Below are 11,882 nucleotides of genomic sequence, written 5' to 3' on the forward strand. Positions count from 1 at the left end.
CACCCCTGTGGATAACTCGGGGGACGGGTCCGGCCGGCCCGGCTCACCCCGGATAGACCGGCGCGGTTCCCTCCGTCACCTTCTGCCACTGCGCCCCCGTGGGCAGCCGTACGATGCCGTCCACCGAGTAGGCCATCAGTGGTGCCTGTTCGTCCTCGGAGGCGGTGACGGCCTTGACACCGGTGAGGGCGGCGGGCGGCGGCACGTCCGGCGTGGAGCCGTCGACCTCGACGTACTTCATCTGCTCCACACCTCCCTGCTCGCGTCCGACCACCACGAGTCGGCTGTCTCCGGCCCAGGACATGGCCGTGACCTGCTCCAGCTCGGGCGTCGCGGAGCGCGGGTCCAGCACGGTGACCGTCGGCCGCTCGCCCGTCCCGCCGTTCCGGTCGATCCGACCGATCATCAGGGAGCGCCGGTCGCCCTTCTCCACGACGAGCGCGATCCGTACCCCGTCGGCAGCCACCCGGACCGCCTGCACACGACCGTCCAGCCCCGGCGTCCGTACCTGGACCGGCTCGCCCGAGCCCTCCTCCAGGAGGTACAGCCGAGGGTCGGCGGGGGCACTGTCGGCCACCCACAGTCCGCCCTGCGCGTCCCAGCTGGGCGTGGTCAGCCTGTCCTCCTCGGACTTGCCCGTGCTGCGCAGTACGGGGTCCCCGAGGGGACTCCCCGCCACCAGCGGCGCGACGAACAGCGACTTGCCGTCGATGGCGACCCCGGCGGCGGTGCGCTCGTCCCGGGCGACCGCCACCGACCGCAGCGCCTTCTCGCCCTCGCCCAGCGCCCCGGGCGCCGGCGTGGGCTCGGTGTCGCTGCTGCCCGCGGTGATCCGCACGAGCCGGTGCTCGTCGTCGACGAAGTACAGATGGTCGGGCCGGCCCAGCGCGCCCCGGGTGGCCACGGTCTCGGCACCGTCCTGGGTGAGCGAACACAACTGCCCGCCGTCGGCCCGCAGCTCGACCTCCTCCACCGCGGGGCTGAGCGTGCGCAGCGTGAACAGCAGCTGGGCCGCCATCTCCTCGCACCGGCCGGTGCCTACCTCGGCCGCCTTGTCGTTGAGCGGCACGGTCAGCCTGCCCCGGTCGTCCGGGGTCAGCGGGCCGGCGTCCTTCCGCAGCGCCGTCCCCGTGGGGAAGCCGGTCCTGACGGCGGGGTCCAGCCAGGTCGCGGGCCCCTCGATGAGGGAGCGCACCATCTGGGTCGTGGGGTCCACATGACTGCGCACGTAGACGGGGTCGGCGACCGTCATCGGCGGTGATCCCACGCTGTCCGAGGCGAAGTAGTACTTGTTGACGGACATGTAGTTGCGCTGGAAGTCCGACTTGCCCATGACGACGCCCTGCGGCACCGCGTCGATGCGCCACTGCTCGCTCTTGGCGTCCTTCGTGAGACGCACCAGCTCGTCGTAGGACCCGGAGGCGGGCGCGTACGACTGCTGCGCGTCCACCGTGGCGACCTTGGTCCCGGTCAGCGTGTAGGACAGGGACCCGGTGTCCTGCCGGTCCGTGCTGTCGGCCTCGGCGCCCGGCCCGTCCGACAGCACAGTGGTGGACAGCTCCGGCTTCCAGGCCTTCGCCGCCTCGCGGGTCAGATACTGGCGCGCGGTCTTGTAGTCGGGGTCGTCACTGGTCAGCGCCTCCAGAAAGCCCTGCACGATCTGCGTGGGGGTGGCGTCCTCGCTGGGCGGCATGGCGAACACCCGCACCTGTGCGTCCTGCCGTGGTGTCGACTCGACGCCCCGCAGGTCCCCGCTGTCGGGCATCGAGGCGCACCCGGCCAGCAGAACGACCCCACTGGCGGCGTACGCCATCGTCCGCACCAGGGTCCCCCGGCCTCGCTCACCGCCGCCCACGCGAAGCCTCCCCGTCCCTGTCCACGTCCCGCGCCACACTCCGACCGCCCTCACCACCGGCCGCCCCGGCCCCGCGCTCCGACTCCCGGTCGGCCTCCGGGTCCCGGTCACGACCATCGTCCGACTCCCGCGCGGAGCCGCCCTGCCCGGCCCGGACGCCCGGACCCGGACCGTCGCCGCTCGTGGCAGAAGCCTCCGCACCCCCGTCGTGCCCGTCGTCCGGCCGTCCCGCGGAACCGCCGTCTGCCTCCGGGAACTCGTCATCGCCGCCCGCGGTCCTGCTCTGCGCCCCGGGTGTCATCCGCGTGCTGCCCGTTCGTGCCGGTGGGGCGGGCCGGGCCACCACGCGTGCGCCGTTGCCGGGCAGTGCGGTGGGGTCGGCCGTCGGGGTGGCGGCCGCCTGCCTCAGCGCGAACGGATCCCGCGCCGACCCGTCGGTGCCCACCTGCTGCGCCGACACCGTCGCGCGCTTCTCGCCGTCCCCGCCGCCGCGCGGCAGACCGGCGTCGTCCAGCCCCCGGTTGCGCCGCGAGTCCTTGGGCTCCAGCGGTATCGGCGATCCCCTCAGCGGCTCGTCCGCGGTCCTGGGCAGCGTCAGCCGGAACTGCGAGCCGCCGCCCGGCTCGCCCCACGACTGGAGCCAGCCGCCGTGCAGCCGCGCGTCCTCCAGGGCGATGGACAGTCCCAGCCCCGTACCGCCGGTGGTACGCGCGCGTGCCGGGTCGGCCCGCCAGAAGCGGCTGAAGACCCGGGTCGCCTCACCGGGCTTGAGCCCGACGCCGTAGTCGCGCACCGCCACCGCCACCGCCCCGCCGGCCGCGGCGAGCTTGACGACGACGTCCTTGCCCTCGCCGTGCTCCACCGCGTTGACGACCAGGTTGCGCAGCACGCGCTCCACGCGCCGCGCGTCGGCCTCGGCGACGACGGGCTGCTGGTCGCCGACGATCCTGATCCGCGTGCCCTTGCGCTCGGCGAGCGGCTCCGCCCCGCTGACCACCCGCCGTACGACCTCGCGCAGGTCTATCGGCTCCGCCTCCAGCGCCGCCGCGCCCGCGTCGAACCGGCTGATCTCCAGCAGGTCCGCGAGCAGCGACTCGAACCGGTCCAGCTGGTCGGCGAGCAGCTCCGCCGACCGCGCGGTCACCGGGTCGAAGTCCTCGCGCGCCTCGTGGATGACGTCCGCGGCCATCCGCACCGTCGTCAGCGGCGTCCGCAGCTCGTGCGACACGTCCGACACGAACCGGCGCTGCATCCGCGACAGGTCCTCGAGCTGGTTGATCTTCAGCTGGAGGTTCTGCGCCATCTTGTTGAACGCCTCGCCGAGCCGCGCGATGTCGTCCTCGCCGGTGACCTTCATACGTTCCTGCAGCCGCCCCGCGGACAGCCGCTCGGCGATCCCGGCCGCCATCCGCACCGGCGTGACGACCTGGCGCACCACGAGCCAGGCGATCGCCCCGAGGAGCACGACGACGAACAGCCCGGCGGTCGCCAGGGTGCCCTTGACCAGGCTCAGCGACTTCTCCTCCTGGGTGAGCGGGAAGAGGTAGTACAGCTGGTACGGGTCGCTGTTGGGGTCGTTGACCTGCTTGCCGATGACCAGGCCGGGCTGGGGGTCCTTCTTGGTGTCGTAGACGATGCGCGTGTAGCTCTGGGCCGCCGACGCGCTGGTGTCGATCCTCTCCCGCAGCTCCGCCGGCACACTCGCCGTCGGATTGACCTCACCGGAGGCGCGCGGTCCGCGCCCGCTGCCGCTCTCGTCGCCCGCGGGCAGGGTCACCACGTCGAAGGCGCCCTGTCCACCGCTGGAGAGCGACTCCACGAGGTCGCTCATCCACTGGATGACGCTCTGCGAGGGACGGCCGTCCACCGCGGTGCCGTCGTCGCCCGTGACGCTCACGGCCTCCTCGGCCTGCTGTTTGGCCACCGCGAACCCGCCGGTGGCCTGGCTCTGCGACGCCTTCACCTTGGCGTCCAGCAGGCCGTTGCGCACCTGGCCGATGACGACGAAACCCAGCAGCAGGACCACGCCCAGCGACATCAGCAGCGTGGTGACGACGACCTTGAGCTGGATGTTGCGCCGCCACAGCCGCATGACGGGCAGCAACGGCCGGCGCACCCAGCGCACGAACAGCCGGATCACCGGGCTGCCCTGGACTCCGCCCTGCAGCAGCCCACCGTCGAACAGGCGCCCCCGGCGGGAGCCCGAAGTCTTCCGGCCGACAGGCCGCCCCGGACGGCCCCCGGACCGGCCGGGCGCCGAAGCGGCACTGTCCCCGGACATGTCAGCTCGGTCCTGCCTTGTATCCGACACCACGGACGGTCACCACGATCTCCGGCTTCTCCGGGTCCTTCTCGACCTTGGAGCGCAGCCGCTGCACATGTACGTTCACCAGCCGGGTGTCCGCCGCGTGGCGGTAGCCCCAGACCTGCTCCAGCAGCACCTCACGCGTGAACACCTGCCACGGCTTGCGGGCGAGCGCGACCAGCAGGTCGAACTCCAGCGGCGTCAGCGCGATCGACTGTCCGTCCCGCTTCACGGAGTGCCCGGCCACGTCGATCACCAGGTCACCGATGGCGAGCTGCTCCGGCGCCGGCTCCTCCGACCTGCGCAGCCGCGCCCGGATACGGGCCACCAGCTCCTTCGGCTTGAACGGCTTCACGATGTAGTCGTCGGCCCCGGACTCCAGGCCCACCACGACATCGACGGTGTCGCTCTTCGCCGTGAGCATCACGATCGGCACCCCGGACTCCGCCCTGATCAGGCGGCACACCTCGATGCCGTCCCGGCCGGGCAGCATCAGGTCCAGGAGCACCAGATCGGGTTTGGCCTCGCGAAAAGCGGCCAGCGCCTTGTCGCCGTCGGCTACGAAAGACGGCTCAAAACCTTCACCGCGCAGCACGATGCCGAGCATCTCGGCCAGTGCGCTGTCGTCGTCGACGACAAGGACTCGTCCCTTCATGAACTACATCATCCCATTAGCTAATAGTTACCTGGCGTGACCTGGCACACAGGGCGGCCAAAGCCTCGTTCGTCACGGGCGAAACGGCACCCTCTTCGGTGACGATCGCCGTCACCAGCTCCGGTGGCGTCACGTCGAACGCCGGGTTGTACGCCTGCGTCCCCAGGGGCGCCACCGGAATCCCCCCTCCCGCTTCCGTTCCGGCCACCGGCACCTGCGGTGCTGTGACCTCCGTCACCTCGTGCCCGGGGCGCTGCTCGACCTCGATGGACGCCCCGTCCGGCGTCCCAGGATCCACTGTCGTCACCGGTGCCACCACGATGAACGGCACATGGTGGTATCGCGCGAGCACCGCGAGCGGATAGCTCCCCACCTTGTTCGCCACCGAACCGTCGGCCGCGATGCGGTCCGCGCCGATGAGCACCGCGTCCACCTCGCCCGCCGCGAACAGCGATCCCGCCGCGTTGTCGGTGAGCAGGGTGTACGCCATGCCGCTGCGAGCCGCCTCGTATGCCGTCAGGCGAGCACCTTGCAGCAACGGACGCGTTTCGTCCACCCACAGACGCCTGAGCCGTCCCACCCGGTGCGCCGCCAGCGCCACCGCGAACGCCGTCCCCTCACCGCCCGACACCAGCGAACCGGTGTTGCAGTGCGTGAGGATCCGGTGCCCGCCGCCGGGCAGCAGCTCGTCGAGGAGCGCCAGCCCGTGCTCGGCCATCCGGGCACTGGCCTCGGCGTCCTCCCGGTGCAGCTGCCGTGCCGCGGCCAGCGCCGCCCCGGCCGCCTGCCGGGCGTCCCCGCCGCGGGCGAGGACGGCCCGGTGGGCGGAGTGCGCCCGGCGTACGCCGACGGCGAGGTTCACCGCGGTGGGCCGGGCGCTCTCCAGCGCCGCCGCCGCGTCGTCCACCTCGTAGCCCCGTACGGCGGCGAGCGCGACACCGTAGGCCCCCGCGATGCCCAGCAGGGGAGCACCTCGCACGGCGAGCGAGCGGATCGCCTCCACCAGCGCCGGCGCATCCGTACAGACGAGTTCGACCTCCTCGGCCGGCAGCCTCGTCTGGTCGAGCAGGACCAGGACGGGGCCTTCGGGTGGCTCTTCCCAGCGCAGTGCCGGGATCTCGGTCGGCCGCTTGTTGTCGCCGCTGTGTGCGTACTGATCAGCCATGCGGCCAGTCTGCCCCCTGTAGCGCGGACAATTGAAGGTACGCAGCCCTCACCTCGGCAGGTCGGTTGGTGACCACCCCATGGCACGATGGCTGCCAAGCTGCCGCCGCGACCGCGGACGGGCACCGTGAAGGAGCGACGATGAACGACACTCCGGGCTGGGCCTCGCCCGGATCCGCCCCGTCCGAAGGGCAGGAACCGGGCACGTCCGGCCCTGCCGAGCCCGCCGACCGTCCAGACCCCCGGCACCCCGCCGACCAGCCCCGGCAGCCGGACCAGGCCCCGCAGGACCCGGGCGTGAAGTGGTCGAAGGAACAGCCACCGCCCGGCCAGTGGTCCGCACCCACCGGCCCGCCCGCCCCCACGGGCCCCGGCCAGGCGCCCCCGCCGCCCGGCCCGGGCTGGGGCACCCCGCCGCCCGGCGGCCCCGGCGGTTACGGCGGCGGCCACGGAGGCCCCGGCGGGTACGGTGCCTGGGGCGGCGGCTGGGGAGGCCCCCCGCCCGCGGCCAAGCCCGGTGTCATCCCGCTCCGCCCGCTCGGCGTGGGCGAGATCCTCGACGGCGCCGTCTCCACCATGCGCACCTACTGGCGCACGGTCCTCGGCATCTCGCTGACCGTCGCCGTCCTCACCGAGATTGTCGTCGTGCTGCTCCAGGGCCTCGCCCTGGACACCTCCAGCACCGCGGCCCTCAACGACCCCAGCGCCACCCTCGGCGAACTGACCGACGCCATGGGCGACGCCCTGCTCAACTCCGGCGTGGTCTTCCTGGTCACCCTGGTCGGTACCGTCGCCGCCACCGCCCTGCTCACGACCGTCACCAGCCGCGCGGTACTCGGCAAGTCGGTCACCACCGGCGAGGCCTGGCGCGACGCCCGCCCCCAGATCGTCAAGCTGTTCGGCCTGATCTGCCTGCTGCTGCTCATCACCGTCGGCATCATGGCCGTCGGCGCACTGCCCGGCTTCCTCGTCACCCTCGCCTCGGACAGCGGGGCGGGCATCGCCCTCACCGTCCTGGGCCTGATCGGGGCCGTCGTCGTCACCCTGTGGCTCATGATCCGCCTGTCGCTGGCCTCGCCCACGCTGATGCTGGAGAAGCAGGGCATCGTCAAGGCGATGAGCCGCTCCACCAAACTGGTGCGCGGCTCCTGGTGGCGGGTCTTCGGCATCCAGCTGCTCGCGACGATCATCGCGAACGTCATCGCGTCGATCATCATCATCCCCTTCACCTTCCTCGCCGCGGCCGTCGGCGGCGACGGCGACGGCGTCACCGGCTTCCTCAACAGCGCCGGCGGCGACATAGGCTGGACGTTCCTCATCATCAGCGGCATCGGCTCGGTCATCGGCGCCATGATCACGTTCCCGATCACGGCCGGCGTCACCGTGCTGCTCTACGTCGACCAGCGCATCCGCCGCGAGGCCCTCGACCTGGAACTGGCCCGCGCCGCGGGCGTCCAGGACCACGGCCCCGGCACCACCCCGGGGAGCTGATGGCGTGACCGCCACGGGGGGAGTTCTCACATCCGTACAAGCACTGCCCACGGCCGCCGACACGGCCGTACGCCTGCTGCTGCGCGGCGACGAGCCGCCCGTCACCATCCCGCGCGACCCCGCGCGTGAGGCGGCCCGGCGCGAACTGTCCAAAGGCATGTACCACGAGAACGACCCCAGTTGGTTCCAACAGGCCCTCGACACCTTCTGGGAATGGGTCGGCAAACTGTTCGGCGCCGCCTCCACCGCGACACCCGGCGGCACACTCGGCCTGGTCGTCATCATCGCGGCAGTGATCGCCGTTCTGGGCGCCCTGTGGTGGCGCCTGGGCACCCCGCGCCGCCAACCGACCTCGGCCCCCACCCTGTTCGACGACCGCCCCCGCAGCGCCGCCGAACACCGCGCGGCCGCCGAGGCGCACGCCGCCCAGGGCCACTGGAACCAGGCCGTCCAGGAACGCATGCGGGCCGTCGTCCGCGCTCTGGAGGAACGCGCCCTGCTCGACCTCCGCCCCGGCCGCACCGCCGACGAGGCCGCCGCGGAGGCCGGCCGCGTCCTGCCCGTCCACACCACCCGGCTGCGCACCGCCGCCCGCGCCTTCGACGACGTCGCATACGGCGGCCGGGCCGCCACGGAACAGTCGTACCGGCGGCTCGCCGAACTCGACCTCGACCTGGAGCGCACCAAACCACAGCTCGCGACCAGCGGCAGCCACGGCACGGACACCGACGCCCGCCAAGGAGCCGCCGGATGACGACCGAGGTCACGCTCCCGTCCACCTCGGCCTCGCCCACCGCCCGCCAGGTGTGGGCCCGCGCGCGAGGCATCGCCCTGGCGCTGATGCTGCTGATCGCGGCGGCCGTCGCCATCGCCGTGGTCCGCTCCGACACCCTGCACGGCGAACTCGACCCGCGCTCCGCCGACCCCTACGGCAGCCGCGCCGTCGCCGAACTCCTCGCCGACCGCGGTGTGGACACGCGCGTGGTCACCACTCTCGCCGGGGCCACCGCCGCGGCCGGCCCCGACACGACCCTCCTGGTCGCCGTTCCCGACCTTCTGACCGGTCCTCAGCAGTCGCGGCTGCACTCCGGCGTCGCAGGTTCCGGCGGCCGCACCGTCCTGGTCTCCGCCGGCAGCGCCTCCGTGGAACGGCTCGCCCCCGGCGTCACCGCCGACCCGGCCACCAGCTTCGACTCCACCCTCTCCCCCGACTGCGACCTGCCCGCCGCCCGCCGCGCGGGCACCGCCGACCTGGGCGGCATCCGCTACACCACCACCCACCTCACCGCCGACGAGTGCTACCCCAGCGAGCGCCTCGCCACCCTGCTGCGCATCCCGGCCCCCTCCGGCGACGGCGACACCGTCCTCCTCGGCGCGCCCGACATCCTCCTCAACGACCGCCTCGACGAGCACGGCAACGCCTCGCTCGCCCTCCAGCTCCTCGGCTCCCGCCCCCATCTGGTCTGGTACCTCCCCTCGCTCGCCGACGCCTCCGCCACCTCCGAGGAGGGCGCACGAGACTTCTTCGACCTGCTCCCCTCCGGCTGGCTGTGGGGCACCCTGCAACTCTTCATCGCGGCAGCCCTGGCAGCCCTGTGGCGGGCACGCCGACTCGGCCCCCTGGTGCCCGAGAAACTCCCCGTGGCGATCCGCGCCTCCGAAACCGTCGAAGGACGCGCCCGCCTCTACCGCAAGGCGAACGCCCGCGACCGCGCGGCCACCGCTCTTCGCTCCGCCACCCGCACGCGCCTCGCCCCCCTCGTAGGCATCCCCGCGACCCAGGCACAGGCGCCCGAGGCCCTGCTCCCCGCGCTGTCCGCCCACCTCCGGGGCGACGGGCAGTCCCTGCACGCCCTCCTCTTCGGCCCACCCCCGGGCGACGACGCAGCACTCATCCAGCTCGCCGACCACCTCGACGCCCTCGAAAGAGAGGTACGCCGTCCATGATGGACCCGACCACTGACAACGCCGCGCACACCGGGGACCCGGCTGCCGCCCGGGCCTCCCTGGAGGCCCTGCGCGCCGAGATCGCCAAGGCCGTGGTCGGCCAGGACCCCGCGGTGACCGGCCTCGTCGTCGCCCTGCTCTGCCGCGGCCACGTCCTCCTCGAAGGTGTCCCCGGCGTCGCCAAGACCCTCCTCGTCCGCGCCCTCGCGGCCACCCTGGAACTCGGCACCAAGCGCATCCAGTTCACCCCCGACCTGATGCCGAGCGACGTCACCGGTTCCCTGGTCTACGACGCCCGCACCGCCGAGTTCTCCTTCCAGCCCGGCCCGGTCTTCACCAACCTCCTCCTCGCGGACGAGATCAACCGCACGCCCCCGAAGACCCAGGCCTCCCTGCTCGAAGCCATGGAGGAACGCCAGGTCACCGTCGACGGCACCCCCCGCCTCCTCCCCGACCCCTTCCTGGTCGCCGCGACCCAGAACCCGGTCGAGTACGAGGGCACCTATCCCCTCCCCGAGGCTCAGCTGGACCGCTTCCTCCTCAAGCTGACCATCCCCCTGCCCTCCCGCCAGGACGAGATCGACGTCCTCACCCGCCACGCCGAAGGCTTCAACCCGCGCGACCTGCGCGCCGCCGGCGTACGCCCTGTCGCGAACGCCGCCGACCTGGAAGCCGCCCGCCGCGCGGTCGCCGATACCACGATCTCCCCCGAGATCACCGCCTACGTCGTGGACATCTGCCGCGCCACCCGCGAGTCGCCGTCCCTCGCCCTCGGCGTCTCCCCGCGAGGCGCCACCGCGCTCCTGGCCACCGCCCGCGCGTGGGCCTGGCTGACCGGCCGCGACTACGTCATCCCCGACGACGTGAAGGCCCTCGCCCTGCCCACGCTCCGCCACCGCGTCCAGCTCCGCCCGGAGGCCGAAATGGAAGGCGTCACGGCCGACTCGGTCATCAACGCGATCCTCGCCCACGTCCCCGTCCCCCGCTGATGGCACTCACCGGACGCGCCGCCCTGCTCGCGGCCCTCGGCTCCCTTCCCGTCGGTATCTGGGAACCCGGCTGGACCGGCATCCTCGCCGTCAACGCCCCCCTGGCGGTGGCCTGCGCCTGTGACTTCGCCCTGGCCGCCCCCGTACGCCGCCTCGGTTTGACCCGCTCCGGCGACACCTCGGTACGCCTGGGCGACACCGCCGACGTCACCCTGACGATCACCAACTCGTCCGGCCGTCCGCTGCGCGCCCGCGTCCGCGACGCCTGGCCCCCCAGCAGTTGGCTGTCCGGCACCGAGGTGGCGGCCTCCCGCCACCGTCTGACGGTCCCCCCGGGGGAACGCCGGCGCATCACGACCCGCCTGCGCCCCACTCGCCGCGGCGACCGCCACGCCGACCGCGTCACCGTCCGCTCCTACGGCCCTCTCGGTCTCTTCGCCCGCCAGGGCACCCACAAGGTCCCGTGGACGGTACGCGTCCTGCCGCCTTTCACCAGCCGCAAGCACCTGCCGTCCAAACTGGCCCGGCTGCGCGAACTGGACGGCCGCACCAGCGTGCTGACCCGAGGCGAGGGAACGGAGTTCGACAGCCTGCGCGAGTACGTCCCCGGCGACGACACCCGTTCCATCGACTGGCGCGCCACCGCCCGCCAGTCCGCGGTCGCGGTACGCACCTGGCGTCCCGAGCGCGACCGTCACATCCTGCTGGTCCTCGACACCGGCCGCACCTCCGCGGGCCGTGTCGGTGACGCTCCCCGCCTGGACGCCTCCATGGACGCGGCACTGCTCCTCGGGGCCCTCGCATCCCGCGCCGGCGACCGCGTCGACCTCCTGGCCTACGACCGTCGCCTGCGCGCCCTCGTCCAGGGCCGCACGGCGGGCGACGTCCTCCCGTCCCTCGTCAACGCCATGGCCACACTCGAACCCGAGCTCGTCGAAACCGACGCCCGGGGTCTGACCGCGACGGCACTCCGTACCGCGCCCCGCCGGTCGTTGATCGTGCTGCTCACGACACTCGACGCCGCCCCCATCGAGGAGGGCCTGCTCCCCGTCCTGGCCCAGCTGACCCAGCGCCACACGGTTCTCCTTGCCTCGGTGGCGGATCCGCACATCGCCAGGATGGCCAAGGCACGCGGAAACACCGACGCGGTGTACGAGGCAGCGGCGGCAGCCCAGGCCCATACGGAACGCGACCGCACCGCGGAACAACTCCGCCGCCATGGCGTCACGGTCGTGGACGCGACCCCGGAGGAACTGGCGCCGGCACTCGCGGACGCATATCTGGCTTTGAAGGCGGCGGGACGTCTGTGATGCGCAAGGGAGGCAGATCGGGATTTCGAAAGCCCTGCCGGCCCTGAAACGCAGAAAGCCCCCGTGCCGGTGGCACGGGGGCTTTCTCCAAGAATTGTTCGGCGGCGTCCTACTCTCCCACAGGGTCCCCCCTGCAGTACCATCGGCGCTGTAAGGCTTAGCTTCC

9 protein-coding genes are annotated in these 11,882 nt (G+C 72.8%); 5 read left to right on the forward strand and 4 right to left on the reverse strand.

Annotated features, from left to right (window positions below; genetic code table 11):
* Positions 1-43: 43 nt before the first annotated feature.
* From ACH4VX_RS28280 to mtnA, 4 genes are read right to left on the reverse strand one after another with little or no spacing between them, the layout of a single operon-like run.
* Complete coding sequence (locus ACH4VX_RS28280) at positions 44-1,813, reverse strand: LpqB family beta-propeller domain-containing protein (RefSeq protein WP_398371210.1); 1,770 nt, start codon at positions 1,811-1,813, stop codon at positions 44-46.
* Between the two features lie 28 nt (positions 1,814-1,841).
* Complete coding sequence (gene mtrB, locus ACH4VX_RS28285; RefSeq protein WP_398371211.1) at positions 1,842-4,136, reverse strand: MtrAB system histidine kinase MtrB; 2,295 nt, start codon at positions 4,134-4,136, stop codon at positions 1,842-1,844.
* Position 4,137: 1 nt separating this feature from the next.
* Positions 4,138-4,815, reverse strand: coding sequence for a two-component system response regulator MtrA (mtrA, locus tag ACH4VX_RS28290; RefSeq protein WP_029383066.1), 678 nt, complete (start codon positions 4,813-4,815; stop codon positions 4,138-4,140).
* Between the two features lie 16 nt (positions 4,816-4,831).
* Positions 4,832-5,980, reverse strand: coding sequence for an S-methyl-5-thioribose-1-phosphate isomerase (mtnA, locus tag ACH4VX_RS28295; RefSeq protein WP_398371213.1), 1,149 nt, complete (start codon positions 5,978-5,980; stop codon positions 4,832-4,834).
* Between the two features lie 140 nt (positions 5,981-6,120).
* Here mtnA and ACH4VX_RS28300 point away from each other — a divergent pair, with 140 nt between their 5' ends.
* The 5 genes from ACH4VX_RS28300 to ACH4VX_RS28320 are packed head-to-tail and all read left to right on the forward strand — an operon-like array spanning position 6,121 to position 11,716.
* Positions 6,121-7,470: a glycerophosphoryl diester phosphodiesterase membrane domain-containing protein gene (locus ACH4VX_RS28300; RefSeq protein ID WP_398371214.1), complete on the forward strand. Its 1,350-nt coding sequence runs from the start codon at positions 6,121-6,123 to the stop codon at positions 7,468-7,470.
* Between the two features lie 4 nt (positions 7,471-7,474).
* Positions 7,475-8,224, forward strand: coding sequence for a DUF4129 domain-containing protein (locus tag ACH4VX_RS28305; RefSeq protein ID WP_398371216.1), 750 nt, complete (start codon positions 7,475-7,477; stop codon positions 8,222-8,224).
* Positions 8,221-9,417 carry a DUF4350 domain-containing protein gene (locus ACH4VX_RS28310; protein WP_398371218.1) on the forward strand — a complete coding sequence of 399 codons (1,197 nt, stop codon included), beginning with the start codon at positions 8,221-8,223 and terminating at the stop codon, positions 9,415-9,417. Before ACH4VX_RS28305 ends, ACH4VX_RS28310 begins: the two co-directional genes overlap by 4 nt.
* The gene (locus ACH4VX_RS28315) at positions 9,417-10,406 is read left to right on the forward strand and encodes an AAA family ATPase (RefSeq protein WP_398371226.1); all 990 of its coding nucleotides are present in this window, start codon (positions 9,417-9,419) and stop codon (positions 10,404-10,406) included. Before ACH4VX_RS28310 ends, ACH4VX_RS28315 begins: the two co-directional genes overlap by 1 nt.
* On the forward strand, positions 10,406-11,716 hold the full coding sequence (locus ACH4VX_RS28320) for a DUF58 domain-containing protein (RefSeq protein WP_398371219.1): 1,311 nt from the start codon (positions 10,406-10,408) through the stop codon (positions 11,714-11,716). The genes ACH4VX_RS28315 and ACH4VX_RS28320 overlap by 1 nt, the downstream gene beginning before the upstream one ends.
* The last annotated feature ends 166 nt before the right edge of the window (positions 11,717-11,882 follow it).

It is taken from the genome of Streptomyces sp. NPDC020731, from assembly GCF_044334705.1.
Classification (GTDB): Bacteria; Actinomycetota; Actinomycetes; order Streptomycetales; family Streptomycetaceae; genus Streptomyces.